At 55.8% G+C, this 24,170-nt stretch carries 26 protein-coding genes and 2 pseudogenes; 10 read left to right on the top strand and 18 right to left on the bottom strand.

Annotated features, from left to right (window positions below):
- Nucleotides 1-31: 31 nt before the first annotated feature.
- Together JS46_RS24010 and JS46_RS23155 are read right to left on the bottom strand one after the other, a co-directional pair.
- Entirely contained in the window at nt 32-271 is a 240-nt protein-coding gene (locus tag JS46_RS24010; protein ID WP_152560652.1) for a two-component-system connector protein YcgZ, read from the bottom strand.
- Nucleotides 272-437: 166 nt separating this feature from the next.
- Entirely contained in the window at nt 438-620 is a 183-nt protein-coding gene (locus JS46_RS23155; RefSeq protein WP_072010379.1) for a general stress protein, read from the bottom strand.
- A gap of 756 nt (nt 621-1,376) precedes the next feature.
- Here JS46_RS23155 and JS46_RS01120 point away from each other — a divergent pair.
- Nucleotides 1,377-1,934 (top strand): hypothetical protein, encoded by a 558-nt coding sequence (locus JS46_RS01120; protein WP_033746974.1) that lies wholly within the window; start codon nt 1,377-1,379, stop codon nt 1,932-1,934.
- A gap of 814 nt (nt 1,935-2,748) precedes the next feature.
- On the opposite strand, the gene JS46_RS01115 is transcribed toward JS46_RS01120, so the two are convergent.
- Nucleotides 2,749-2,928 (bottom strand): general stress protein, encoded by a 180-nt coding sequence (locus JS46_RS01115; protein ID WP_033746972.1) that lies wholly within the window; start codon nt 2,926-2,928, stop codon nt 2,749-2,751.
- A gap of 408 nt (nt 2,929-3,336) precedes the next feature.
- On the opposite strand from JS46_RS01115, the pseudogene JS46_RS24500 reads away from it, so the two are divergent.
- A pseudogene (locus JS46_RS24500) lies at nt 3,337-3,467 on the top strand (hypothetical protein); the annotation flags it as partial.
- A gap of 73 nt (nt 3,468-3,540) precedes the next feature.
- On the top strand, nt 3,541-4,470 hold the full coding sequence (ttcA, locus tag JS46_RS01110; RefSeq protein WP_033746970.1) for a tRNA 2-thiocytidine(32) synthetase TtcA: 930 nt from the start codon (nt 3,541-3,543) through the stop codon (nt 4,468-4,470).
- Nucleotides 4,471-4,520: 50 nt separating this feature from the next.
- Here ttcA and JS46_RS24415 read toward each other — a convergent pair whose 3' ends face one another.
- The 3 genes from JS46_RS24415 to JS46_RS01100 form a co-directional block, all read right to left on the bottom strand.
- On the bottom strand, nt 4,521-4,667 hold the full coding sequence (locus JS46_RS24415) for a hypothetical protein (protein ID WP_187143635.1): 147 nt from the start codon (nt 4,665-4,667) through the stop codon (nt 4,521-4,523).
- Between the two features lie 306 nt (nt 4,668-4,973).
- Complete coding sequence (gene zntB / locus JS46_RS01105) at nt 4,974-5,957, bottom strand: zinc transporter ZntB (RefSeq protein WP_033746969.1); 984 nt, start codon at nt 5,955-5,957, stop codon at nt 4,974-4,976.
- 119 nt (nt 5,958-6,076) lie between these two features.
- Nucleotides 6,077-7,696, bottom strand: coding sequence for an ABC transporter substrate-binding protein (locus JS46_RS01100; RefSeq protein ID WP_033746966.1), 1,620 nt, complete (start codon nt 7,694-7,696; stop codon nt 6,077-6,079).
- 156 nt (nt 7,697-7,852) lie between these two features.
- Here JS46_RS01100 and mpaA point away from each other — a divergent pair, with 156 nt between their 5' ends.
- A complete protein-coding gene (gene mpaA / locus JS46_RS01095) occupies nt 7,853-8,560 on the top strand; it encodes a murein tripeptide amidase MpaA (RefSeq protein ID WP_033746963.1) in 708 nt (235 codons plus the stop codon).
- Here mpaA and ycjG read toward each other — a convergent pair.
- Complete coding sequence (ycjG, locus tag JS46_RS01090) at nt 8,535-9,518, bottom strand: L-Ala-D/L-Glu epimerase (RefSeq protein WP_033746960.1); 984 nt, start codon at nt 9,516-9,518, stop codon at nt 8,535-8,537. The two genes, mpaA and ycjG, sit on opposite strands and share 26 nt — an antisense overlap.
- A gap of 142 nt (nt 9,519-9,660) precedes the next feature.
- Here ycjG and tpx point away from each other — a divergent pair, with 142 nt between their 5' ends.
- On the top strand, nt 9,661-10,164 hold the full coding sequence (tpx, locus tag JS46_RS01085) for a thiol peroxidase (protein ID WP_033746957.1): 504 nt from the start codon (nt 9,661-9,663) through the stop codon (nt 10,162-10,164).
- A 17-nt stretch (nt 10,165-10,181) separates the two neighbouring features.
- On the opposite strand, the gene tyrR is transcribed toward tpx, so the two are convergent.
- From tyrR to pspA, 7 genes are all read right to left on the bottom strand, one after another.
- Nucleotides 10,182-11,762 carry a transcriptional regulator TyrR gene (tyrR, locus tag JS46_RS01080; RefSeq protein ID WP_033746954.1) on the bottom strand — a complete coding sequence of 527 codons (1,581 nt, stop codon included), beginning with the start codon at nt 11,760-11,762 and terminating at the stop codon, nt 10,182-10,184.
- Between the two features lie 146 nt (nt 11,763-11,908).
- Nucleotides 11,909-12,976, bottom strand: coding sequence for a TIGR01620 family protein (locus JS46_RS01075; protein ID WP_033746951.1), 1,068 nt, complete (start codon nt 12,974-12,976; stop codon nt 11,909-11,911).
- Nucleotides 12,973-14,367: a YcjX family protein gene (locus tag JS46_RS01070; protein WP_033746949.1), complete on the bottom strand. Its 1,395-nt coding sequence runs from the start codon at nt 14,365-14,367 to the stop codon at nt 12,973-12,975. The genes JS46_RS01075 and JS46_RS01070 overlap by 4 nt, the downstream gene beginning before the upstream one ends.
- A complete protein-coding gene (gene pspD / locus JS46_RS01065; RefSeq protein WP_033746947.1) occupies nt 14,351-14,596 on the bottom strand; it encodes a phage shock protein PspD in 246 nt (81 codons plus the stop codon). The genes JS46_RS01070 and pspD overlap by 17 nt, the downstream gene beginning before the upstream one ends.
- A 56-nt stretch (nt 14,597-14,652) precedes the next feature.
- Nucleotides 14,653-15,000: an envelope stress response membrane protein PspC gene (gene pspC / locus JS46_RS01060; protein ID WP_033746944.1), complete on the bottom strand. Its 348-nt coding sequence runs from the start codon at nt 14,998-15,000 to the stop codon at nt 14,653-14,655.
- Entirely contained in the window at nt 14,997-15,221 is a 225-nt protein-coding gene (gene pspB, locus JS46_RS01055) for an envelope stress response membrane protein PspB (RefSeq protein ID WP_033746941.1), read from the bottom strand. The genes pspC and pspB overlap by 4 nt, the downstream gene beginning before the upstream one ends.
- A gap of 36 nt (nt 15,222-15,257) precedes the next feature.
- Complete coding sequence (gene pspA, locus JS46_RS01050) at nt 15,258-15,923, bottom strand: phage shock protein PspA (RefSeq protein WP_033746938.1); 666 nt, start codon at nt 15,921-15,923, stop codon at nt 15,258-15,260.
- A 163-nt stretch (nt 15,924-16,086) separates the two neighbouring features.
- Between pspA and pspF the strand changes: the two genes are divergently transcribed.
- Both pspF and JS46_RS01040 read left to right on the top strand, forming a co-directional pair.
- A complete protein-coding gene (pspF, locus tag JS46_RS01045; RefSeq protein ID WP_033747957.1) occupies nt 16,087-17,076 on the top strand; it encodes a phage shock protein operon transcriptional activator in 990 nt (329 codons plus the stop codon).
- 118 nt (nt 17,077-17,194) lie between these two features.
- Nucleotides 17,195-17,389 (top strand): annotated as a pseudogene (locus JS46_RS01040) (glutathione peroxidase); the annotation flags it as partial.
- A gap of 112 nt (nt 17,390-17,501) precedes the next feature.
- Here JS46_RS01040 and JS46_RS01035 read toward each other — a convergent pair.
- A complete protein-coding gene (locus JS46_RS01035) occupies nt 17,502-18,530 on the bottom strand; it encodes a saccharopine dehydrogenase (RefSeq protein ID WP_033746936.1) in 1,029 nt (342 codons plus the stop codon).
- 101 nt (nt 18,531-18,631) lie between these two features.
- Here JS46_RS01035 and JS46_RS01030 point away from each other — a divergent pair, with 101 nt between their 5' ends.
- Nucleotides 18,632-19,246, top strand: a complete 615-nt coding sequence (locus JS46_RS01030; protein ID WP_072010378.1) for a TetR/AcrR family transcriptional regulator — start codon at nt 18,632-18,634, stop codon at nt 19,244-19,246.
- A gap of 241 nt (nt 19,247-19,487) precedes the next feature.
- Here JS46_RS01030 and JS46_RS01025 read toward each other — a convergent pair whose 3' ends face one another.
- Nucleotides 19,488-19,673, bottom strand: a complete 186-nt coding sequence (locus JS46_RS01025; RefSeq protein WP_033746934.1) for a hypothetical protein — start codon at nt 19,671-19,673, stop codon at nt 19,488-19,490.
- Nucleotides 19,674-19,842: 169 nt separating this feature from the next.
- On the opposite strand from JS46_RS01025, the gene sapA reads away from it, so the two are divergent.
- Nucleotides 19,843-21,465, top strand: coding sequence for an ABC transporter substrate-binding protein SapA (gene sapA, locus JS46_RS01020; protein ID WP_033746933.1), 1,623 nt, complete (start codon nt 19,843-19,845; stop codon nt 21,463-21,465).
- Complete coding sequence (gene sapB, locus JS46_RS01015; RefSeq protein WP_033746932.1) at nt 21,466-22,431, top strand: putrescine export ABC transporter permease SapB; 966 nt, start codon at nt 21,466-21,468, stop codon at nt 22,429-22,431.
- A 444-nt stretch (nt 22,432-22,875) separates the two neighbouring features.
- Here the strand turns inward: sapB and JS46_RS24005 are convergent, their stop codons facing one another.
- On the bottom strand, nt 22,876-23,280 hold the full coding sequence (locus tag JS46_RS24005; RefSeq protein ID WP_152560651.1) for a hypothetical protein: 405 nt from the start codon (nt 23,278-23,280) through the stop codon (nt 22,876-22,878).
- 632 nt (nt 23,281-23,912) lie between these two features.
- Nucleotides 23,913-24,164 carry a MafI family immunity protein gene (locus tag JS46_RS01010; RefSeq protein WP_033746931.1) on the bottom strand — a complete coding sequence of 84 codons (252 nt, stop codon included), beginning with the start codon at nt 24,162-24,164 and terminating at the stop codon, nt 23,913-23,915.
- Nucleotides 24,165-24,170: the final 6 nt, after the last annotated feature.

Here is a 24,170-nt window from a genome sequence, read left to right as displayed (position 1 = left end):
CCTGAATTTATTACACCTTCTTGCCGCCGGTTTAATGGCGACCAAAAAGCGATCGAATCATACGGAAATATAAATGCTCTTCCTCCGGGCTTTCACAGCGTTCCAGTCTTGCCAGCAATTTACAACAGACAGATTTTCTGCTTATTACTGTTCCTGAATCTATCAGTTCATAAACAACGGTGCCCATATTGAAAGCACGAGCCTCAGCCTCGTCGCTGGCATAATGATTTCTGAAACGGTCCGCCGGTTTTCTGTTGCCGCTATTATGCATAATTACCCCGGCTTAATAGTCCAGGCGCAGCTTAAAATTGTTTTGCGCCCGAAAAAAAAAAAAAAAAATAAAAATGCTCACTACTTTTATGACACTGACAGTGTAAATACAGGGAATAGTAAATAGGTAATGTAACCAGTCGATATGATATCAACCAGATAAAAATTTACTCAATACTATTGCTTGACGTTCTCTTGCTTACCTTTCCGCCTGCTCGCCCAGCCTCGACGGCACGCTCTCTGTCATATTTGAAATTACCGCGGCTAACTTGACCACCTTTACGACCCGCATCACGGGCTCGCTCAGGGTTTTCTGCGAAATTACCTGCCCCACCACGACGCTTTTCCATATCATCACCTCAGGCTTAAAAAGATTATTTAGTCAGGATGAATGAAATATGGATTTGATATAGAAAAAATTCAACAAAAAAATACAACACCTCATCCGGTTAGCCGTTACGCTAATAATAAGCACCTCTTTATCACTCAGTATAAATAACTCATGCAACACAAAAATTTCCGCCTTTTTGTACAACATAATAGCCAGATGTACAATTTTGCAAAATGTGCCATAATGTGATTTTACTCACAATAATGGCCATCATAAAAACAGATATAATCACCTGCTCCTTTCACATATCGTTACTGAGATTTAATTCAAGCTGATGATTTTATGATAAAAAAAGCAACATCCGATTTTCATTGATAGGTTTTAGTCATAAAACTTAAATCATAAGCATACATTCATTAGCGCATTTATAGCCAGAAGTGCCATTTATTATCATGCCTCGGGATGTTCGCCTGGCATTTAAAAAGGTCGAATAACCTTTTTAACTCCAGTTACACCGGATCTAATACCCTGCCTTAATCAGCCACAGGAATGCGAACCAGAGTCTCTGACATCAGCTGGATAAGAATTATATTCTGTTGATTGCAAACGATGTTAAGCTGCTCGTATAAAGAGTGAGCTAATATGAGGATGGCTATTTATCAGGATGCATGAATATATCCTGCATGTCAGGTTAAGCTTCAACCTGCAAAATTCAGGCGAACCCAGGCAGATTGGCAGCGTTATGTTCAGAAATTTAAACCGACAGGATGCTTATATGAACCCACTGGATCCACAAATGTTTCTGTTGCTCTACTTTGTATTACCCGTGTGGCTTATCGCCGGGTTTGCTGACTGGATTTGTCACCGAGCAACGAATATTGAAACGACAACAGGATTAAAGGAGACTTATATTCATATACTTATGTTTCTGGAGATGAGTATTCCGTTGCTCTCGGCATTTTTCCTGGATGTTAACGCGCTGGTTATATTAAGTATGATTGTTCTTTTTTTCTGCCATGAGGCTACAGCTCTGTGGGATGTTAGTTATGCGGTTACAGCCAGGAAAGTCTCTCCCGTCGAGCAACACATACACAGCTTCCTTGAAATGGTTCCGCTAATGGCTCTGCTGCTGGTCATTTCAAGGCACTGGGGTCAGTTTCAGGCACTGTTTGGATTTGGTAACGAACCTGCAAGGTATGAGCTAACGCTAAGAGCAGATCCGCTACCAACGGGCTATATTGCGTTTGTCTTTATATCAATTTTTTTTCTGGAGATGCTTCCCTACTTCGAAGAATACAGACGGGCTAAAAAAGCTCGGGATAAAAAAGCGTAAACAGGCTGGTTTCTGCGATGAAAAACATGCGTTCGGCACATTGAAGGCCTCAGGTTCAGCTGACGAGCCTATGCCAACTAGCCTGTCGCGTGCTGTTTTGTTGTGTCCCAGCCCCACTTAGTGCTGAATTTTAGGCAAACGCTGACTAATGGTATCTATCTGACGTGAACGCTGTATGGTGGCCTTGCCAGCAAGTCTGGCATTCTGGATTTCCCTGTCCCCTTGAACGAATTCATGCCCGTGTAACGCGGGCTTTTTTATGGAGTCGTTACAAACGAACGACATGTTCTGATAATGGTAACGGATTACCTGCCTGACTAAAAAGCGAGTCAGTACCAGAGCATAAATATGGCATGGAAAAGCCCCCGTCCAAATCCACGCATTAAGTATCTATGACACCAGGAAAATAGTTAACCGCTACCGCTTTTGGCCGTCGCCGCGTCCTTCGACAACAAAAGCGAAAAACCGACTCTGAAATGCATTACGTACGCCGAAAAAAGCGAGCTAAATCCTGACGCCCCTCCCAGACAAAAACTGCGCAATAATAAATAATCGAAATATTTAATCGAACCTTTTGATAAAGCGCCACTTATCTCCCGAAAATTTTGTGGGGATATAATACCACTCAATATGTGAACGGCATTTAACCCATGCTTTCATACCAGGTAGTTGGTCATTAATAATTTGTAAACGCAATGCTATACAATGCAAATATATTGCCTGGCAACTTATGAAGTCAGTTTAAAAGAAAGCAAACTCAAAGCCCCGGCACGAATGCCGGGGCCTGCGGTTTAATCAGTTCTTATCTTACTGATTATTCAGACTTACGCCCGCCGCCGTGGCTGTTTTGGCCACCTTTTTTACCCGCTTCGGAAGCTTTCTCGCGGTCATTGGCGAAATTACTACCGCTGTTCTGCCCGCCTTTTTTGCCTGCTTCTGATGCTTTTTCAGGATTCTCTGCAAAATTACCTGAACCACCACGATGTTCGGCCATATTATCCTCCTGGATATATAGTGCTATTAAAAATGGCAACCAGCATAAATCAGTTATGCCAGCCGTTTTCGTGTTACGGTTTTTATTCTAGAAGAGGCGCCGCCATTTTCAAGCGAGATCAGGTAAACCAGACGGTAAATTTAAATAAGCGAGTCGAATCAAGAGGGATATTAAGCCAAACGACAAGCAGATAAACTTAAATAAAAAGCAGCCTTTTACAGAGCCCAGATAAAAAAGCAACCTGCAGACGGGATTAACAAAATTTTACGCTTATTAAAAATTAGTAAAAAATTAAAGCCGATATCCCGCTATATGCCTCTGTACTTCATTAATGTTACGCAGGCAGTACTTCCTGTAGTCTCGTCCCTTCAGATCTCACAACCCCAGCGGCAGGAGATAAGCCCCTGCCCCTTTTACTCGCTTTCCAGTATCTGCCCGCGTTGGAACGTATCGGTTCACGCTGAGACGTCGCGATAAAACGTGCTGGCATTCGCCGCCGTAATCCGTACCATACGCGGCATACTTTTGCCTGCTGGCTATGCTGAATAGCAGGATGGCGCGCCGAAGCGCTGCGCGTTATCTGCCCTCTTTTGGTTGCTGAGATATAACTTAATGCAAGAAAATCAAACGGTTGACAAGAAAGAACAGTACAACCTCAACAAACTCCAGAAGCGCCTGCGTCGCAACGTCGGCGCCGCTATCGCCGATTACAACATGATTGAAGAGGGCGACCGCATTATGGTCTGCCTGTCAGGCGGCAAAGACAGCTATACGCTGCTGGAGATCCTGCGCAATCTGCAGCAGAGCGCGCCGGTTAACTTCTCGCTGGTGGCGGTCAACCTCGACCAGAAACAGCCGGGCTTTCCGGGGCATATCCTGCCGGAATATCTGGAATCGCTGGGCGTCGAATACAAAATCGTCGAGGAAGACACCTACTCCATCGTTAAAGAGAAAATCCCGGAAGGCAAAACCACCTGCTCGCTCTGTTCGCGCCTGCGCCGCGGCATTCTCTATCGTACCGCCACCGAGCTGGGCTGCACGAAAATCGCGCTGGGCCACCATCGCGACGACATTATGCAGACGCTGTTTTTGAACATGTTCTATGGCGGGAAAATGAAAGGCATGCCGCCGAAGCTGATGAGCGACGACGGCAAGCATATCGTGATCCGTCCGCTGGCCTACTGCCGGGAAAAAGATATCGTACGCTTCTCTGAGGCGCGCAAGTTTCCGATTATTCCGTGCAACCTTTGCGGTTCGCAGCCGAACCTGCAGCGGCAGGTGATCGGCGATATGCTGCGCGACTGGGATAAGCGCTATCCAGGACGGCTCGAGACGATGTTCAGCGCGATGCAAAACGTCGTGCCGTCGCACCTGGCGGATACCGCGCTGTTCGATTTTAAAGGCATCCAGCATGGCGATGCGGTCGTAGACGGCGGCGATCTCGCCTTTGACCGCGAAACGCTGCCCGTTCAGCCTGCCGGCTGGCAGGAAGAGGACGATGCTGCACCGGCGGTACGCCTCGACGTGCTGCAGCTGCCCTGATTCGCAGCCGAACTAAAAAGGGCGCGCTGTTCAGTCAGCGCGCCCTTTTTTTACCTGTGCGGCAGCGGATCGAGGATTGGCGGATAGCCCGGTTCTGGCTGCGGATCCGGTTGCGGACTCGGCGGCGGCTGCGGTATTGGCTCGGGGATCGGGACGGGATCGGTGGGAATCGGATCGCTGGCGAAAATGGATGTCATACCCTGCTCCTCTGTGGTCGTTGTCCTTCAAGCATAGATATAACTCAGCCGCAGGGGCAAAAAAAAAGCCGGCGGATAAGGCCGGCGTATCGAATTAATATGTGCTATGCAGTAATTCTAAAAAAGGAAGTAAGACAATATGGAGCGCAACGCCCATCGCTTGACGTTGCATTCACCTGCGGAACTGAGTTTGCCGCTATTGCCCTGGAGGGGTATTGACATCGATCAGCTTTTTTTCCCTTTTTGCCTTTTGCCGCGCATTATTGCCCTTACGTTAACCTTTGCATCTGATTGATTACATTATTGTCACAGCCAGCGTCGCCGTTTCAGCCACCAGGCGACGCCGACAATCATAATCAGCAGCAGCAGACAGAACATGCTGAAGCCGAGATGCCAGTTGGCGCCCGGTATGCCGCCGAGGTTAACGCCGAACAGCCCGGTCAGAAAAGTTGTCGGCAGAAAGATCATCGCCAGCAGCGACATTGTGTAGGTGCGGCGGTTCATTGCCTCCGCCATCTGCGAGGCGACCTCATCGGCCAGCACGGCGGTGCGCGCCACGCCGGCGTCGAGATCGTCCAGCCCGCGCCCTAGCCTGTCGGAGACCTCCTGCATACGGCGACGGTCGCTGTCATCCATCCACGGCAGCTTCTCGCTGGCGAGGCGCGAATAGACGTCGCGCTGCGGCGTCATATAGCGCCGCATCACGATCAGCTGCTTGCGCAGCAGCGACAGCTCGCCGCGCGCCGGTACGCGCTGGTCCAGCAGCGCGTCCTCCAGCACGATGATTTTGTCATGCAGCTCTTCGATAAATTCGCTGGCGTGATCGGTCAGCGCGTCGCAGATATCCACCAGCCAGCTGCCGCCATCTTCCGGACCGTTGCCGTTCTGCAGATCGGTCAGCACCGCATCCACTGCATAGACCTTGCGGCGACGCGTCGACACGATCAGCTTGTCGTTGATAAAAACCCGCATCGCCACCAGCTGTTCCGGCCGGGAGTCGGCGTTGTGGTTGACGCTGCGCAGCACGATCATAAAGCCGTCGCCAAGGCGGCTGACGCGCGGCCGCATGCTGTCGCCCGCCAGCGCGTCGCGCACCGTGTCGGGGATCAGCGGCGTAGACTGCAGCCAGTCGGCGCTCTGACGATGGGTATAGTTAAGATGCAGCCAGCAGGGACGCTCGCAGTGAATAACGTCCTTATCTTCGATGGGGATCAAGCCGCCCTTGCCATCAAGCTGGCAGGCGATTATGGCGTCGGATACCTGCAACGCTTTGCCTTCAATGACGTTCACTCACTTGCCTCACTACAAAAATCAATACGATACAGTCTAGCGCGGCGCGGTTGAGTTGCAATCCTCAGGCTGTGAGCAAAGGTGTCTGCAGGCGGCCTGCCAGGCAGGCCGCGCAGGGCTTAGTGCTTTTCGATCCACAGCTCGCGGCTGTAGGCGACATCTTCAGGGTTGTTGATGGGATAGCCTTTCACCCACGGCTTGATCAGGCGTCCGTTGGTGTACTGATAGATTGGCGCGATCGGCGCCTGGTCCGCCAGAATCTGCTCCGCCTTGTTGTAGTCGCTGTTGCGCGCCTCAGCCTGGGTTTCGCCGCTCGCTCTGGCGAGCACCGCGTCGTAGTCAGCGTTGCTGAAGCGCGCGATATTGCTGCTGTTGCCGCTGGTCAGCAGGCTGAGGAAGGTAGACGGCTCATTGTAGTCGCCGACCCATGAGGCGCGGATCACGTCGAAATTGCCGCTGTTGCGGCTGTCGATATAGGTCTTCCACTCCTGATTCTGCAGCGTAACCTGAACGCCGAGGTTCTTCTTCCACATCGACGCGACGGCGATAGCGATTTTCTGATGGCTTTCCGAGGTGTTGTAGAGCAGCGTCAGGTGCAGCGGTCGGCCTGGGCCGTAGCCAGCGGCGGCCAGCAGCGCCTTCGCCTGAGCGTTAAGCTCCTGCTGGCTGTGCTGCTCGATATACGACTGCGCCGGTTTAAAGCCTGCGGTTACGTCGGGGGTAAAGCGCCAGGCGGGTTTTTCGCCAGTGCCCAGCACTTTTTCCGCGATAATGCGGCGGTCAATGCTCCATGACAGCGCCTTACGCACGCGCGCATCCGCCGTGGCGCCTTTCTGGGTGTTAAAGGCGTAGTAGTAGGTGCCGAGCTGGTCAGGCGTATAGACTTCGCCCGGCAGCGTTTTTTTCAGCTGCGCATACAGGTTTTTCGGGAACGACTCGGTGATATCGATATCGCCCGCGCGGTAGCGCTTGGTGGCGCTGGACTCTTCGTTGATAGGAATAAAGGTCACTTTGGTCAGCACCGAATGCGCGTCATCCCAGTAGGCTGGATTGCGCGTCAGCACGATCTTCTCATTCACCACGCGCGATTCCAGCTGATAGGCGCCGTTGCCCACCAGCTTGCCCGGCGCGGTCCAGCCATCGCCTGCGCTGGCGATAACGCGCTGCGGCACTGGGAGGAGCGCCACGTTGGCCGCCAGCGCCGGGAACCAGGGCACCGGACGATCCAGCGTCACTTTAAGATGCTGCGCGTCGACGGCGCTGACGCCGAGCCGATCCGCCGGCATCTCGCCTTTGGTTATCGCGCCCGCGTTGCTGATGCCCGCCAGCCCGGCGAACCAGGCGAAAGGCGAGCTGTTTTTCGGCTCGACCAGTCGCTGCCAGCTATAGACGAAATCCTGCGCCGTCACCGGCTCGCCGTTGGACCATTTCGCATTGCCGCGCAGCGTAAAGATCCAGGTTTTGTTGTCGCTGCTGCTCCAGCTTTCAGCCACGCCCGGCACGATATTGCCCTGCGCATCCTGACTGGTGAGTCCTTCGAAGAGATCGCGGATCACCTGGATTTCCGGCAGGCCGACCGCTTTCATCGGATCGAGCGAGGCGGGCTCGTCTTTGATATGGCGGATAATCTCCTGCTGGGCGGCCAGCTGCGCGCCAGCCGGCAGCTGCGCCGCCAGCGCCGGACTTGCGATGGCGGCGAGGATCAGCGCCGTCAGCGTCTTGCGAAATGTGCTTTTCATCTTCACTCCCTTACCCTAATGAAGCGCTGCGCAACGCACTGCAGGGCGCAGCATGACCCAGGCACTGTAGCGCAAATGCCTGAAGGATAAATAGCGATTTTCCGCGCGCGGCTTTTCCGCTACTTTGTCTGAACAGGGCAATAAAGGAGAAAGCCGATGACGGTGTTACACCCGCGACCACGACGCGGCAAACTTGAGATTCCGTATCAGCGCTACGGCGACAGCGTGCTGGGTGCGCCGCTGCTCTGGTTTCCCGCGCCGGCCGCCGATAGCGACAGCGGGCTGATCCTGGCGGGCACCCATGGCGATGAAAACGCCGCCGTCGCCACTCTGTCCGCCGCGATGCGCACGCTGCCGGACCGGCTGCGCCGTCATCACGTGGTGCTGGCGGTCAATCCGGACGGCTGTCAGCTGGGCCTGCGCGCCAACGCGCACGGCGTCGATCTCAACCGCAACTTTCCGGCTGCCAACTGGCAGAGCGGCGAGACGGTCTATCGCTGGAACAGCGCCGCCGAAGCGCGCGACGTGCTGCTCTCGACCGGGGAGCGGCCCGGCTCCGAGCCGGAGACCCAGGCGCTGTGCGAGCTGATCCACGGGCTGAAGCCGCGCTGGGTGGTCTCCTGGCACGAGCCGCTGGCCTGTATCGACGATCCGCGCAGCAGCGAGCTCGGCCACTGGCTGGCGCAGCAGACCGCGCTGCCGCTGGTGGGCAGCGTCGGTTACGACACGCCCGGCTCGTTCGGCAGCTGGTGCAACGACCTCGGTCTGCCCTGCATAACCGCCGAAATGCCGGCGATTTCAGTGGATGAAGCGACAGAGCGCTATCTGGAGTCGATGATCAGCCTGCTGCGCTGGCAGCGATAACCACTTTGCCGGCGCTGACCTGAATGGCGGGCTCGACATCCACCGCCAGCCAGGTCGGCCCGTCGAGATCGGCGAAGCGCGCCGCCGGCGCCAGCGGCAGCGCGGCATGAATCGCGCGCGAGGTGCAGATCATGCAGCCGAGCATTACCTCCAGTCCAAGCGCCTTCGCCTCTGCCGCCAGCGCAAGCGCTTCGGTCAGCCCGCCCGCTTTATCCAGTTTGATATTCACCATCTCATAGCGTCCCTGCAGCGCAGGCAGGCTGTCGCGGGTATGGCAGCTTTCGTCGGCGCAGATCGGCAGCGGATGGATAAAGTTCGCCAGCGCCGCATCCTGTCCGGCAGGCAGCGGCTGCTCCAGCATCGCCACCTCCAGATCCGCCAGCAGCTGGCAGCGCGCCGCCAGCCCTTCGGCCTGCCAGGACTCGTTGGCGTCGACAATCAGCGTCGCCTGCGGCACCGCCGTGCGGATCGCCACCAGCCGCTCGGTGATAAAGGAGTCGTCCAGTTTGATTTTCAGCAGCGTCGCGCCATGCTGCCAGAGCGCCCGGGCGCTGCTCGCCATCGCTTCAGGGGTATCGATGCTGACGGTCTGCGCCGTCACCACCTCTGCGGGCGCCGCAACGCCGTTCAGCGCCCAGAGATCCTGACGCTGCTGGCGGCTTTGCAGATCCCACAGCGCGCTGTCGATAGCGTTGCGCGCCGCGCCGGCCGGCATCGCCTGCTGGAGAGCGTCGCGCGTCATTCCCTGCTGCAGCGTCGGCAGGATCTCGGCGATCTGCGCCAGCACCGAGGCTTCCGTTTCGCCGTAGCGCGCATAGGGCGTCGCCTCGCCGGTGCCTTTGACGCCATTCTCTTCAATCTCTACTACCACCACTTTCGCTTCGGTGCGGCTGCCGCGGGCAATGACAAATGGGGTATGCAGCGGCCAGGACTCGGGATAGCTTTTTACCGTTCTCATACTCTCTCCATGTCATTCGATAACTGCGCGTCGTCTCGGATAATCTGCGTTTTCCGCTCGTAAGTCTTTTATAGATATGTCATAAACCTTTTTTGAAACCATACTTACCTGTAGCCAGTTATCTGACGTTTAAGGAATCGCTATGTCTCACACTGTTCATTTTCAGGGCAACCCGGTTGAGGTTGCTGGTCACTTTCCCCATGCAGGCGAGCAGGCTAAAGCCTTTTCGCTGGTGGCGAAAAATCTCTCCGACGTGTCGCTCTCTGAGTATGCAGGAAAACGCAAGGTTCTGAATATTTTTCCCAGCGTCGACACCGGCGTCTGCGCCGCCTCGGTGCGCCGCTTTAACCAGCTGGCCAGCGAGCTGACCAACACGGTGGTGCTTTGCGTCTCAGCCGATCTGCCTTTTGCGCAGTCGCGCTTTTGCGGCGCCGACAACCTGAATAACGTTGTGACGCTCTCGACGCTGCGCGGCGCGGAATTCAAACAGGATTACGGCGTGGCGATTGCTGCTGGCGCGCTGGCGGGCCTGACGGCGCGCGCGGTGGTGGTGCTGGACGAGCATGACAAGGTGCTGTACAGCCAGCTGGTCGACGAGATCACTACGGAACCCGATTACGACGCGGCGCTGGCCGTACTGAAATAGCGTAACCCCGGCGGCGATTAGCCGCCGTTTTTCTCTTCCTGCTCGCCGCGCCTCTGTCCTAATCCATACTCACGCAGCTTGTTGGCGATAGCCGTATGCGAGACGCCAAGGCGTTTCGCCAGCTTACGGGTGCTGGGATAGGAAAGATAAAGACGGGTGAGCACGGAACGCTCGAAGCGGCTGGTGATCTCGTCGAGCGTGCCCTCCATCGCCTCTTCGCCCAGCGAGGCGTCCAGCGCCTGTTCTGGCAGCACGATATCCTGCGGACGTAGCTCATGCCCCTCCAGCTGCGTCAGCGCACGATAGAGCGCGTTCTTCAGCTGGCGCACGTTGCCCGGCCAGTTGTAGCGCGTCAGCAGGCCGTTAAGCTGCGGCGAGAGGCGCGGGCGCGGAATGCCCTGCTCGTCGGCAAAGCGCGCCACAAACATCTCGGTTAGCGGCAGGATATCGAGCGGGCGCTCGCGCAGCGGCGGCAGATGCAGCGTCAGTACGTTCAGACGGTAAAAGAGATCTTCGCGGAACTCGCCGCGCTGCACCAGCTCGATCAGGTTCTTCTGCGTGGCGCAGATGACGCGCACGTCGACATGCACCTCATGCTCTTCCCCGACGCGGCGGAAAGTGCCGTCGTTGAGAAAACGCAGCAGCTTGGTCTGCATACGCGGCGACATTTCACCAATCTCGTCGAGCAGCACCGAGCCGCCGTTGGCCTGCTCGAAGAAGCCCTTTTTCCCCTCTAACGCGTTGGGATAGGCGCCGGCGGCATGGCCGAAAAGTTCGCTCTCCGCGACGTCGTCCGGCAGCGAGGCGCAGTTAAGCGCCAGGAACGGCTTTTTGCCGCGCGCGCTGCGCAGGTGGCAGGCGCGCGCCAGCATATCTTTGCCGGTGCCGGTATCGCCGACGATCAGCAGCGGCGCATCGTGCATCGCCAGCTTGCGCGCCTGATCGATCACCTGACGCATCTTCGGCGTTACGGCGATGATATGGTCGAACTCCGACTCGTCGGTCACCACCAGGTTTTGCAGCTGACGTCCCATACGGGCGGTGGATTTCAGCATCACCATCGCGCCGACCGGCTGGTCGCCCGCGCCCTCGTCGGCGGTCAGGTAGATGGGACGTGCCTCCATCAGGAAGTCGCGGCCGTCGATCACCACATGCTGCGCCTGCGCCTCGACGCGGTCGCTTTCCAGCCAGCGCTGAAAGTTGAAGCCGTTAATCAGGTTGCCCGCGCTGTGGTTGCGAATTTTTTGCTCGTCGAGGTCGAACAGGTTTTGCGCCGCCGGGTTAGCCAGCTCCACCTTGCTTTTGAGATCGATGGAAAAAACCGGCTCCGGCATGGCGACCAGCAGCGCGCTCAGGGCGCGGTGCTCCCGCTCAGAGGGCATATAGGCGACGGTGCGCACATCGGTCACGCCGGGCGTGCGGCGAATCTCCGCCATCAGGCTGCTGAACTGGTCAAATTCAAGCGCAGAGAAGTTAAGATAAATACGGCCGAGCGCCGCGATTTCAATGCCGCGTAAATCGATGTTACGGGCGACTAACAGATCGAGCAGCTCGCGCGCCAGACCGATGCGGTCCTGGCAGAAGACTTCAAGACGCATTGCGATGGCCTTAGTCAGGTGAAGAATCTGGAGATAATACGCTAACTTGCGGCAGGTCTGAAGAGGCGTGGAAGCAAAAGTTGACAGTGGTGTTCAGCCTGGGGTGCGCGCCGCGCGAGCAGCGGCGCACCAGCAGGGGAAAGCGCTTAGCCTTCGCGCTTCGCGCCGCTTTTCGGCAGCGTCTCTTTAAGCTGGCTGATAAGATCGCGGCGAAAATCGCCCAGCCGCGGCTTATCCTCCTCCAGCCAGGGGAGCGGACGGCACAGCTCCATCGCCTTGATGCCGAGCCGCGCGGTGAGCAGACCGGCGCCGATGCCCTGCGCGGCGCGCGCAGAGAGCCGGGCGGCGATATCCTGCGACATCCAGTCCATGCCGACTTCGCGCACCAGCTCAGACGCGCCGGCGAACGCCAAGTTCAGCAGCACCAGCCGGAACAGCCGCAGCCGGCTGAAATAGCCCAGTTCAATACCGTAGATGGCGGCGATGCGATTTACCAGCCGCAGGTTGCGCCAGGCGATAAACGCCATATCCACCAGCGCCAGCGGGCTGACGGCGATCATCAGCGTTGACTCCGCGGCGTGGCGGCCGATTTCGCGTCGCGCCTGGCGATCCTGCACCGGCTGCACCAGCTGCGCGTAGAGCGTGACGGTTTCGCGGTCGTTCTGGGTTTCATGCAGCGACGCGTGCCAGCGCTGCAGCGCCGGATGCGCCTGATCGAGACCCGCCTGCTGCGCCAGTTTTTCGCAGAAGGCGCGCCCTTTGCCGACGCTATGGCTGTGCAGCAGTTCGCGACCGACGTCGCGCGTTTCGGCGCGGGCGCGCAGCTTATAGAGGCGGCGCCACTCGCTGGTCAGCGCGCCGACGCCGGCAATCACAATCAAGGCGCCCGCCGCGCCGCTGCCGAGGGCAAACCAGTCGCGCGTCAGCCAGGCGTCGTGCATCCACTGCACGCTCTGCGCCGCGACGCTGGCGGCAAACAGCGCCGCGCCCACGCCGACCAGCCGGCGCCACAGGCTGCGCTTCGGCCGCAGCGCCTGCTCCACCGCCCGCTCGCCCGCGCCCTCTTCCACCACCTCGTCGGCCTGCTCGTCGACGGCGAGAAACGCCTGCCGCGCCTCGCCGTCGAACGCCTGCGCCGGACGCAGCGCAGGCTCGCGCGGGGCGTCCAGCGGACGGGCGAAATCGATACGCGGCTTGAGTTGTTCGTCGTTCATCGCAGCTTGTCTCCTAATAAAAATTCCAGCGCGGCGTCCATGCGGATATGGGGCAGCGGTCGATCGATATCGAGCGGCTGCGGCCGGAACTGTTCAAACTGAAATCCCTGCTGCTGCCAGAAGGCGTGTCCCGGCAGGCGCGGCGGCACTTCCCCTGGATAGAAGGTCAGGGCCTCGCCGTCCGCCAGCCGCTCGCCGCGCAGCGCCGGGATCTTTTCGCCGCGGTGATCCACCAGTCCGCTCTGGGTGGCCTGCACCGACGCCAGGCCGACGCAGTCCATGCTGATGCCTTCGAAGGCGGCGTTTTGCCACGCGTCCTGCACCAGCTGCTGCAGCAGCGACACCATATTGCCGTGCTGATCGGCGGTGATATGGTCCGCTTTGGTGGCGGCGAACAGCAGCTTGTCGATCACCGGCGAAAAGAGCCGGCGGAACAGGGTGCGCTGCCCGTAGTGGAAACTCTGCATCAGCTGAGTCAGCGCCAGCCGCATATCGTTAAACGCCTGCGGGCCGCTGTTCAGCGGCTGCAGGCAGTCCACCAGCACGATCTGGCGGTCGAAGCGCAAAAAGTGATTGCGGTAAAAATCCTTCACCACATGCTGACAGTAGTAGCGAAAACGCTGCTGCAGCATGGCGAAGTTGCTGCCTTTGTCAGCCTGCGCCAGCTTGCCGCGTTCCGCCTCGTCCGCCAGCGGCCAGGGGAAAAACTGCAGCGCGGGCGCGCCCGCCATCTCGCCCGGCAGCACAAAGCGCCCCGGCTGGATAAAGTGCAGCCCTTCGGCTTTGCAGCGGTGCAGATAGTCGGTCCAGGCGGCGGCGATGGCGGCCAGCCGGTTTTCGTCGGCGGGCGCAAAGGGATCGAGCGAGGCGCAGAGTTCGCGCCACGGCTGGGCCCACTGGGCGCGATCGCCCTGCAGCAGCCCGACCATCTGCCGCGACCAGTCGACATAATCCTGCGCCAGCATCGGCAGATCGAGCAGCCATTCGCCGGGATAGTCGACGATTTCCAGATAGAGCGTGGCACTCTCTTTGAAGTGACGCAGCAGCGAATCCTGCGAGCGGTAGCGCAGCGCCAGCCGCATTTCGCTGACGCCGCGCGTCGGGGTCGACCATGCGGGCGGCGTGCCGTAGAGCTGCGCCAGCCCTTCGTCGTAGGTGAAGCGCGCCGTGCCCATATCGCGCTGCGGGATGCGCTTGACGCCCAGCAGACGTTCGTCGCGCACTACGGAAAAGAGCGGCAGCCGCGCGCCGCTGTGCACGTTAAGCAGCTGGTTAACTAATGAAGTGATAAAGGCGGTTTTACCGCTGCGGCTCAGGCCGGTTACCGCCAGGCGCAGATGACGATCCGCGCCGCGGTTGAGGAGTGACAGTAGTTCAGACTTGTTTATCATCTTTTTCCCTGATGAAGCGCGCCGCCGCCCGCTTCATGACGCGCTGCAGCAACGGCTCCAGCGCCAGGGAAAGCAGAATGCGCAGCGGGCGACGCGCCACCGATTTTACCGCCCAGCCGGTCAGTCCGGCCGGTCCATAGCTCACGGCATTGATAATGATGAATTTCCCGACCGACTTCAACGCGGGGGTCGCGCGGCGGCGAAATGAGGACGTGCGTGAATATAACAAAGTATACCTCCGGTTGACGGGTATAACGGGGCCGAAGCGGCCCCGTTCAGGGAAAGTCAGAGCTGGCGAAAGCGGCTGCGCACGCTGAAGGTTTCAGAAGTGACGTAGCGTTCGATCTCGCGCACGCTGTACTCATCGCGACGCAGCGCGCTTTCCAGCCGGTCGAGCAGTTCGCCGGCGTTGGGCTTCGCCGCGCCCTCTTCGGCATCCGCCGGTTTCACGTCAAGCACGAACCCCAGAATGAAGTAGGCGCAGATGGTAATCGCGAACAGGCCGAAGAACAGCGACAGCACCACGATAACGCGCAGCAGCCGCACCGGAATATCCAGGTACTCCGCCACGCCGGCGCAGACGCCCATCAGCTTCCCTTCGTCCGGCTTGCGCCACAGCTTGCGTTTAATCATGGCTGCCTCCAGTTAGGATGCTCGGCGTCCAGAATAGACTCCAGCGCATGGATGCGGTCGCGCATACGTTCCGCATCCTGCGTCAGCTGCTGCAGGCGCTGAAGATCGCCTGCCGACAGTTCGTTGCCGCTGCGGCGATTGCTGTAGTGCAGCCATAACCAGATCGGCGCGACAAACAGCACGAATATGGTCAGCGGTATAGCGAGAAAAAGTGCGCTCATTGACTCTCCTTAATCACTCTCGCAGATCAAATAGTGTTATTCGCTACGGTTCATTTTGGCTTTCAGCGCTTCTAGCTGCTGGCTGATTTCATCATCGGCCTGCAGATCGGCGAACTGCGCGTCCAGCGATTTCGACTTGCCGAAACGCTGGCTTTCCGCTTCTGCTTCCATATGGTCGATGCGGCGCTCAAAAGATTCAAAGCGCGCCATGGCTTCATCCAGCTTGCCGCTGTCGAGCTGACGACGCGCGTCGCGCGAAGTAGAAGCGGCCTGATGACGCAGGGTCAACGCCTGCTGACGAGCGCGGGTTTCGCTCAGCTTTTTCTCCAGCTCGCCGATTTCGCCCTTCATGCGCTCCAGCGTCTCTTCGACGTGAACCACTTCCTGCTGCAGCGAGGCGATCAGGTCAGTCAGCTTCTGTTTTTCGATCAGCGCCGCACGCGCCAGGTCATCTTTTTCTTTGCGCAGCGCCAGCTCGGCTTTTTCCTGCCATTCGGCCTGCTGGATTTCCGCCTGTTCGATGCGGCGGTTCAGCTGTTTTTTCTCCGCCAGCGCGCGCGCCGAAGTGGAGCGTACTTCAATCAGCGTGTCTTCCATTTCCTGAATCATCAGGCGTACCAGTTTCTGCGGATCTTCCGCACGCTCCAGCAGCGAATTGATGTTGGCGTTAACGATGTCGGCGAAACGAGAAAAAATACCCATAATGATGTTCCTCTTTGATTATGTTGGTGCGCCATGCGCTGATTGTTATATTCAAAAGGCGTGCCAATTTTTATGTTTTTGATTTATAAAGGCATTTATATTTTACAGCGTCGCACAGCTCGCGTAAGGTAGTTAAATTGATTAAGAGGTGGTGAATTTCATCATGGCAGACAGCAACGATAACCTGTTAGGCGAATCCAATAACTTTCTTGAAGTCCTCGAGCAGGTATCCATGCTGGCGCCGCTGGAGAAGCCGGTGCTGGTGGTAGGAGAACGCGGCACCGGCAAAGAGCTGATCGCCAGCCGTCTGCACTACCTCTCCGACCGCTGGCAGGGCCCCTTTATTTCGCTTAACTGCGCCGCGCTGAATGAAAATCTGCTCGACTCCGAGCTGTTCGGCCATGAGGCGGGCGCCTTTACCGGTGCGCAGAAGCGCCATCTGGGCCGCTTCGAGCGGGCAGATGGCGGCACGCTGTTTCTCGACGAGCTGGCGACGGCGCCGATGCTGGTGCAGGAGAAGTTGCTGCGCGTCATCGAGTATGGCCAGCTGGAGCGCGTCGGCGGCAATCACGCGTTGCAGGTTAACGTGCGGCTGGTGTGCGCCACCAACGAGGATCTGCCCGCGCTGGCGGCGGCGGGGAAATTCCGCGCCGACCTGCTTGACCGCCTCGCCTTTGACGTGGTGCAACTGCCGCCCTTGCGCGAGCGGCGCAGCGACATTCTGGTGATGGCGGAGCATTTCGCTATTCAGATGTGCCGCGAGCTGGGCCTGCCGCTGTTTCCGGGCTTTACGCCCGAGGCGCAGGAGACGCTGCTGGGGTATCAGTGGCCTGGCAACGTGCGCGAGCTAAAAAACGTAGTGGAGCGCTCGGTCTACCGTCATCACAGCAGCGACGAGCCGCTCGACCGGATTATTATCAATCCCTTTGCGCCGCGCACGCAGCCGACGGCCGCCGCGCCGGATGACTCTTCAGGCTCCCTTCCCGCTTTGCCGCTTGATTTGCGGCTGTGGCAGAACCAGCAGGAGCGCGCGCTGGTAGAAGCCAGCCTGCAGCAGGCGAAATATAATCAGCGCCGCGCCGCGGAGCTGCTGGGCGTGACCTATCATCAGCTGCGGGCGATGATGAAGAAGCACGGGATAGAGAAGGAGTGATTCCATCATCATTCAATGGATTACATAAAAAAATCTGACTTTCAAAACTTCATGCATTATCCCTTAACAGCCTGTTTTTCCAGCTATTTTAAACAGTTTTAGAGAAAGTTGTGCCATGGAGCTCGGCGGGGCTAACGAAATCGCGCAGACCTGCCACATCAATTATGGCGTGAGCTTCCCGATGTTCGAGAAAGTTGAGGTCAACGGCGCCTTAACGCACCCGGTGTTTCGTTATCTGAAAGACGCATTGCCCAGCGTGCCAGGCGGGTGCCTAAAATGGACCGTAACTGAGTTCCTGCTCGGACGCGACGGTATACATGCTGGCTGAAAAGCTATCAGCCAGCTTTCACGCTTACCCCGATATTAGATCGTTACGTTCACAGGAAAAATATTCAGGAAACGCAGGTGCGGGATAAGTTTTTCAGTTATTGCTCTGTTCCTGACACGGATGGAAACGACAGTTCCATAAGCTGCCCTCCTTCTTCCGCAAGCCGGGCTAAATAGTGCGACGTTTCCAGAATCTGATAAGGGAAATAGAGGCCTGGCGCAACCGGTGGCTTTCCATCCAGGCCGACCAGTCGCTCAAGAAGCAAGGCAATTCCAATACCTGTCAAGGGTGCTGCGCCACCCGGATGTACTACCGCATGTCGGGTATGAAGAGCTTGTCCAGCCAGATCCAGCCCCGAAATTTCAATAATGATTTCGGTCGAGAATTTTCCGCCGTTACGCCGACTCGAACTGACACCCGTGCCCAGGTCAAACTGGACACTATGCGCGCCAGTTGCTGATGCCAGTCCAGCAACGTCAATCGACGAGAAACCGGTAGCGTCTATTTCGGTGCCGTCGACTGATGAGAATGTAGTCCTGGCATTATTGCCCTCCCGCCATATATAGACGCCGGCCCGGCGCGTGAGCGCTGCAGGCATCAAGTGATTCAGATGTTCGAAATCAGCGGCGACCGCTGGGCCGCCGACATCCTCTTCATCGACTAACGCCCCAATACGGATTTTATGTACCCGGCTGAACGCCTTGCTCAGATGAAGCGTAGGAACTGTCGTGGCACCTACCAACCACTCATAGCCAAGCACCACTGCCGCCGCATGCGGGGCATTCATAAAGTTAGCAATTTCCGGAGCAATCTCGAACACACCAGAAGAAATACTGAGATGTGATACGCCACGGGATTGAGCAAAACGGAGTGCAGCGAGAGAATGGTCTTTATAGAGAACGACCACCGCGCTGATTTTTTGCTCGCCGAGGCCGAGATCTGCGCATGCGGTATCGATGACTACCCCTTGCGCGCCACCCATTTCTTTCGCTGCGTTCTGCGCTCTGGAAAGATCTCGACTGCCTATCAGCAAAGGAAGGTGAGGATAAGTCGCGTGGATTGCCCGAGCAGTCTGACGGCCAATTGCTCCGGAGCCGCCCAGTAGTAACACAGGGTCAAATGACATAAGCGTGGTTCCTTATTTACGTGATAAGCTACCAATAGTAGGAAAGGTAGCACCACTTGCGAGCATAAGCTACTTTTAGTAGGTTGTATGAGAAAAATATAATGAGAGAACAAAACGCTTCGTTAGCCAGGTCGCCTGCACGGAGATTATCGAAGGCAGAACGGCGACAGCAACTCCTCGACACCGCGCTGATGATCGTGCGAGAGGAAAATGCAGATCGACTGACTCTGGGACATTTGGCTGTACGTGCCGGTGTCTCTAAACCCGTGGTTTATGATCACTTTCCGACTCGCTCGGCGTTACTGATTGAGCTGTACAGATGGATTGATATGGAACGGATCAGGAGGTTCACTGAGGCCATAAGCACGACCCCCCGAAACCTGCAGGAAACCGTACAAGTACTGGCGAGTGCTTATATTCACTGCGCCGCGGACAAAACGGACGAGTTTCATGCAGTAGGTGCGGCGCTGGCAGGGAGCGAAGAGAAGGCGGTGGTTTTCCAGGAACTCCTGGACAATTGTGTCGCAATGTTTGTGACAGTTCTGACACCACATCTACATATGTCGCCGCAGGAGTTACTACAACGTTGCATCGGCCTGGTCGGCGCGGGAGAGGCGCTGTCCGTTGCGCTTACTCGTGGGCGATTAAAGGAGACTGAAGCGGTTGCAGCCTTCGCTTCCCTGATCAAAGGACTGGAGCAGACGAGTGAAAGCTGAAAGACAGGTATGCTCCGATTCTAAACTCTCCAGGCGTAGTGGTGCCTGGAACTATTAAAAGCATTATCCTTATTCCAGAGTGGCTAATTGATTCATAGTTGCTGCCGACATTTTCTCCTGTTGGCAGCGTTTGTTTCTTGCAACGCCGTAGCCGGCAGATTGCTATCAATACGTAAGCTGTTCATGCGGGGTTTGCTTGCGTCTTTTTCAGTCCGATGTGGTCGTACATGCGCCTGCCCTTCTATTTCTCTGCTTGTGCGCTGTCCCCCTGAGCGTACTTCCCCAGATGTCTGAAGTCGCGTAACGCAGCCAGTGCGAAGGCAAAAAAAAGCCCGCTTGCGCGGGCAACAATACTGGAAGCAATGTGAGCAATGTCGTGCTCTTCACCGGTAGAGCCACCGCTGAAGCGCAATGAAATAATAATCATTCTTGTTCTCACTTGTAAAGCTCTAATTGAGAATTTTTCTCATTACCACAGCAAGGGTGTGTCTATTTTCTGCTCTCTGGCGAAAACCCCCCCAGCCGCGTCACCATATTTTGGGACATCGCCGCCTTTGCGATACACTCAGCCTATTGCCCGAACACCGTTGAGTTCTATGTCAAAATTAATCCCGTCGCTGATGCTTATTCTCAGCGTATTCAGCGCGTCTGCCTGGTCGGCAGAGAGTCGCGATATTCGCCACAGCGGCTTCGTCTACTGCGTCAACGGCACGCTGAATACCTTCAATCCGCAGATGGCGAGCAGCGGCCTGGCCGTCGATACCCTCGCCGCGCAGCTTTACGATCGTTTGCTGGATGTCGATCCCTATACCTATCGTCTGGTGCCAGATCTGGCCTCCTCCTGGGAAGTGCGCGATAACGGCGCGACCTACCGCTTCCACCTGCGTAGCAAGGTTTCTTTTCAGCGCACTTCCTGGTTTACGCCGACTCGCGCAATGAACGCCGACGACGTGGTATTCAGCTTTGCCCGCATGTTCGATCGCCACCATCCGTGGCACAACGTTAATGGCGGCAATTACCCCTATTTCGACAGCCTGCAGTTCGCCGATTCGGTGCAGAGTGTTAAAAAGCTCGATGGTAATACGGTTGAAATCCGGCTCAACAGCCCGGACGCCTCGTTTCTCTGGCATCTGGCGACCCACTACGCGCCAGTGCTGTCGGCAGAATATGCCGATCAGCTGACCCGCAGCGGCCGCCAGGAAGAGCTCGATCGCCAGCCAGTGGGTACGGGTCCTTACCAGCTCAGCGAATATCGCGCCGGACAGTATATTCGGCTGGCGCGTAATCCCGCCTACTGGAAAGGCGTGCCGCGCCTGCAGCAGGCGGTGATCGATATGGGCGCAGGCGGAACGGGCCGCCTGTCCAAGCTGCTGACGGGAGAGTGCGACGTGCTCGCCTATCCCGCCGCCAGTCAGATCTCTATCCTGCGCGACGATCCTCGCCTACGCATGACGCTGCGCCCCGGCATGAACATCGCCTATCTGGCGTTCAACACCCGCAAAGCGCCGCTGGACCGTCCGGAAGTGCGCCACGCGCTGGCGCTGGCGATCAATAACGAACGCTTGATGGAGTCGATCTACTACGGTACGGCGGAAACCGCCGCCTCGGTGCTGCCGCGCGCATCATGGGCTTACGATAGCGAAGCGCGCGTCACCGAGTATGACCCGAAAAAAGCGCGCGAGATGCTGGCGTCGCTGGGCATTACCGATCTTCATCTGCGCCTGGTGGTGCCCTCCGCCTCGCAGGCCTGGAACCCCAGCCCGCTGAAAACGGCGGAGTTGCTGCAGGCCGATCTGGCGCAGGTAGGCGTCAAGGTGAGCATCGCACCGGTAGAGGGCCGCTTTCAGGAAGCGCAGCTGATGGCGATGAACCACGATCTCACCCTCACCGGCTGGGCGACCGACAGTAACGATCCCGACAGTTTTTTCCGCCCGCTGCTGAGCTGCGCGGCGATTCGCTCGCAGACCAATTATGCGCACTGGTGCTCGCCCGGCTTCGACGAAGCTCTGCAGAAGGCGCTGCTGTCGCAGCAGCTGGCGGGCCGCATTGAGAACTATCACCTGGCGCAGCAGATGCTGGCACGCGATCTGCCGGTGCTGCCGCTCGCCTCTTCGCTGCGGTTGCAGGCCTACCGCCACGATATTAAAGGCCTGGTGTTAAGTCCGTTCGGCAACGCCTCTTTTGCCGGAGTCTACCGTGATGAGCGCGAGGAGCCGTAAGTGATCATCTATATGTTGCGTCGCCTGTTATTGCTGGTGATTACTCTGTTTCTGCTGTCGCTGGTGGGCTTTAGCCTGAGCTACTTCACGCCCAACGCGCCGCTGGAAGGCGCTTCGCTGTTCGATGCATGGTGGTTCTGGTTCAGCGGCATGCTGCAGTTTGATTTCGGCGTCTCCAGCACCAATGGTCAGGAGATTGGCCTGCAGCTGCGCGAAGTGTTCCCCGCCACGCTGGAGCTGTGCGTGCTAGCGTTTGTGCTGGCGCTGCTGACCGGGATTCCGCTCGGCATCTGCGCCGGCGTGACGCGTAATAAGTGGCAGGACAAGGTGATTAGCGCGCTGGCGCTGCTCGGCTTTTCGATGCCGGTATTCTGGCTGGCGCTGCTGTTTACGCTGTTTTTCTCGCTGACGCTCGGCTGGCTGCCGGTGTCCGGCCGGTTTGACCTGCTCTATCCGGTGCAAAATATTACCGGTCTTGCGCTGGTGGACGCCTGGCTGAGCCCGTCGCCGTGGCGTCACGAGATGCTGGTCAGCGTAATGACGCATATGATCCTGCCGGTGATTGTGCTGGCGGTCGCCCCCGCTACCGAAGTGATCCGCCTGCTGCGCGCCAGCACCAGCGAGGTGATGGATAAGAACTACGTGAAGGCGGCCGCCACGCGCGGGCTGTCGCGTTTTACCGTGATCCGCCGTCACGTTCTGCATAATGCGCTGCCGCCGGTGATCCCGCGTCTGGGCCTGCAGTTTTCCACCATGCTGACGCTGGCGATGATCACCGAGATGGTGTTCAACTGGCCTGGTCTGGGCCGGTGGCTAATTAATGCGATTCGTCAGCAGGATTATGCGGCGATTTCCGCCGGCGTGATGGTGGTTGGCGGTCTGGTGATTCTGGTGAACGTGGTTTCCGATATTATTGGCGCGGCGATGAATCCGCTGAAGCATAAAGAGTGGTATGCGTTGCGGTAGGGGAAGAAGTATTTGGCATGGCCATGTAGATCTGATGCTAGTGAGAGGCAAATTACTTGCTGACGTTTCAGCCAATAACCGTTGGCTGCCTCAATCTTAGCCATTGCCCATCATCTGGTGACAACCATTCACACTTAGCTAAACTAAGGTCTACCTTAGAAGTTATGCCGGGAGGTTTATCATATGTGAATCCATAATTTAGAATATGACTTAGACAAAAACTTGACATACACAGGATTAAACTCGGGAAAAGAGTTTTTTTCAGCAATCATTCCACATGCAGCTGAAGCGATATTGAATAATAAAAGATTGTTAGTTTTGATGCAGACATAAAATAGAAGATTAAAATTATGTTATAAGCTGGACAATTGCTCGCCCAGCTGGCTTAAGGTAAATCTCCCCAGATTATATATAAAATTTATTAATGAATGAAGTTCTGAAGCTTCAATTTAGCAACCCTCTATTAACATTACCAGTTTCATAAAACTCCTTAAATGCTTTTATCACATGGGAAAAATTTTTAACTGTTGATGCTTTTGAAAAGGATTCCCCAAGAATTGGTATAAGCTCTCTAGAGCAACCTTTGTCATAAAAAGTCCTAACATCTATATCACCGTCTTCAATGCTTGTTTCAAGTAAGACCATGTAGATACCATGCTCAGAATACAACACCAATTTATAAGGCACATATTTATCCTCTTGATCATTTTCAAGAACAAGGACTCCATTATGGCCCTCTAGTATGCTTAGATAATTCATCAACTGAGGAATTGATGGCTGTAAAATTAGAGGCAACTGCACACGCCCACCACTGTCTAAATAATATCCACCCAGTTCGAATCTTATCATTACTTCTTAATCCCCTTTATCGATTTCATGCCAGACACACATATATAAGCCTTTTATTAAAATCAGTTATACTACATATATCACCCACGCACTCCTTTGATTCTCACAAGATTTAATAATACTTTTATCAATGAAAGATATTATCCGCTCTCCAGACCTTCCCTTAACTTAGTTATTCATGAATTCGGCATTTTGGTTTTTCTGGGCTATGGTCAGGCTGGAAAGAAGGGAGGGTTACTGGTCAGATAACAATTAAAAAAACAAGCCATTGAAGATTGGGATCCGTTTTGCCTAAAGCTTAATAAAAAAGTATTGAGTGAGTTGCTTACCTGTGGGGATGACTTCATCTTTACCAAAAGATAACAGATGCTACTCATCATAAAGCTTTATTGAGTACCCATATAGTATCTCATCCTCCTAATTTGCTCTCATCACATCGCCCTTTTTACCTGCATATTCCTTATTTTTTTCTTTGCCGCCATAGGATGTTTCCACTTCCTGATAAAAATCATTCTTACTTCCCATAAGTAATCACCCGGTTTATTTATATGCTATTCAACTAGCAAGAGATATATTTCGATTGCTTCACCGTCCGACGTGTCTGTTTGCCTGATAACGAATTATCCTCAACGTCATTTTTCAGGATTTATATATAAATACCTGTTATTTATTTCCAAGCGCAGTTCATTTGCAATATCAAGTATTTTTTTATATTCATTTTTTGTTATGAGTATGCCATAGTCAGCAATATGATCACATAATGTTTCAAAAGCAAGGATGCTTTCCGAATGCTCTATATATTCTAAATCAAAATCAATGACTATTGGGTCTATACGACCTTTCAGTCCCTCTCCGAATATTCTAATCTGTTCATTAATATCCATACTTAA

Source organism: Pantoea sp. NGS-ED-1003, from assembly GCF_000738765.1.
GTDB lineage: Bacteria > Pseudomonadota > Gammaproteobacteria > Enterobacterales > Enterobacteriaceae > Pantoea > Pantoea septica.
This window is presented reverse-complemented; position numbering and strand designations above follow the sequence as displayed.

Excerpts from the sequence above, each read along its gene's own strand:
- JS46_RS01010 (WP_033746931.1), bottom strand. The coding sequence starts at position 24,164 with ATGGATATTAATGAACAGATTAGAATATTCGGAGAGGGACTGAAAGGT.
- JS46_RS01115 (WP_033746972.1), bottom strand. The coding sequence starts at position 2,928 with ATGGCCGAACATCGTGGTGGTTCAGGTAATTTTGCAGAGAATCCTGAA.
- sapA (WP_033746933.1), top strand. The coding sequence starts at position 19,843 with ATGTCAAAATTAATCCCGTCGCTGATGCTTATTCTCAGCGTATTCAGC.
- JS46_RS24010 (WP_152560652.1), bottom strand. The coding sequence starts at position 271 with ATGCATAATAGCGGCAACAGAAAACCGGCGGACCGTTTCAGAAATCAT.
- JS46_RS01030 (WP_072010378.1), top strand. The coding sequence starts at position 18,632 with ATGAGAGAACAAAACGCTTCGTTAGCCAGGTCGCCTGCACGGAGATTA.
- JS46_RS23155 (WP_072010379.1), bottom strand. The coding sequence starts at position 620 with ATGGAAAAGCGTCGTGGTGGGGCAGGTAATTTCGCAGAAAACCCTGAG.
- JS46_RS01100 (WP_033746966.1), bottom strand. The coding sequence starts at position 7,696 with ATGAAAAGCACATTTCGCAAGACGCTGACGGCGCTGATCCTCGCCGCC.
- JS46_RS01035 (WP_033746936.1), bottom strand. The coding sequence starts at position 18,530 with ATGTCATTTGACCCTGTGTTACTACTGGGCGGCTCCGGAGCAATTGGC.
- JS46_RS01120 (WP_033746974.1), top strand. The coding sequence starts at position 1,377 with ATGAACCCACTGGATCCACAAATGTTTCTGTTGCTCTACTTTGTATTA.
- JS46_RS01070 (WP_033746949.1), bottom strand. The coding sequence starts at position 14,367 with ATGATAAACAAGTCTGAACTACTGTCACTCCTCAACCGCGGCGCGGAT.
- pspA (WP_033746938.1), bottom strand. The coding sequence starts at position 15,923 with ATGGGTATTTTTTCTCGTTTCGCCGACATCGTTAACGCCAACATCAAT.
- mpaA (WP_033746963.1), top strand. The coding sequence starts at position 7,853 with ATGACGGTGTTACACCCGCGACCACGACGCGGCAAACTTGAGATTCCG.
- JS46_RS24005 (WP_152560651.1), bottom strand. The coding sequence starts at position 23,280 with ATGATAAGATTCGAACTGGGTGGATATTATTTAGACAGTGGTGGGCGT.
- ycjG (WP_033746960.1), bottom strand. The coding sequence starts at position 9,518 with ATGAGAACGGTAAAAAGCTATCCCGAGTCCTGGCCGCTGCATACCCCA.
- ttcA (WP_033746970.1), top strand. The coding sequence starts at position 3,541 with ATGCAAGAAAATCAAACGGTTGACAAGAAAGAACAGTACAACCTCAAC.
- pspC (WP_033746944.1), bottom strand. The coding sequence starts at position 15,000 with ATGATTAAACGCAAGCTGTGGCGCAAGCCGGACGAAGGGAAGCTGATG.
- JS46_RS24415 (WP_187143635.1), bottom strand. The coding sequence starts at position 4,667 with ATGACATCCATTTTCGCCAGCGATCCGATTCCCACCGATCCCGTCCCG.
- JS46_RS01025 (WP_033746934.1), bottom strand. The coding sequence starts at position 19,673 with ATGATTATTATTTCATTGCGCTTCAGCGGTGGCTCTACCGGTGAAGAG.
- pspB (WP_033746941.1), bottom strand. The coding sequence starts at position 15,221 with ATGAGCGCACTTTTTCTCGCTATACCGCTGACCATATTCGTGCTGTTT.
- pspF (WP_033747957.1), top strand. The coding sequence starts at position 16,087 with ATGGCAGACAGCAACGATAACCTGTTAGGCGAATCCAATAACTTTCTT.
- tpx (WP_033746957.1), top strand. The coding sequence starts at position 9,661 with ATGTCTCACACTGTTCATTTTCAGGGCAACCCGGTTGAGGTTGCTGGT.
- JS46_RS01075 (WP_033746951.1), bottom strand. The coding sequence starts at position 12,976 with ATGAACGACGAACAACTCAAGCCGCGTATCGATTTCGCCCGTCCGCTG.
- tyrR (WP_033746954.1), bottom strand. The coding sequence starts at position 11,762 with ATGCGTCTTGAAGTCTTCTGCCAGGACCGCATCGGTCTGGCGCGCGAG.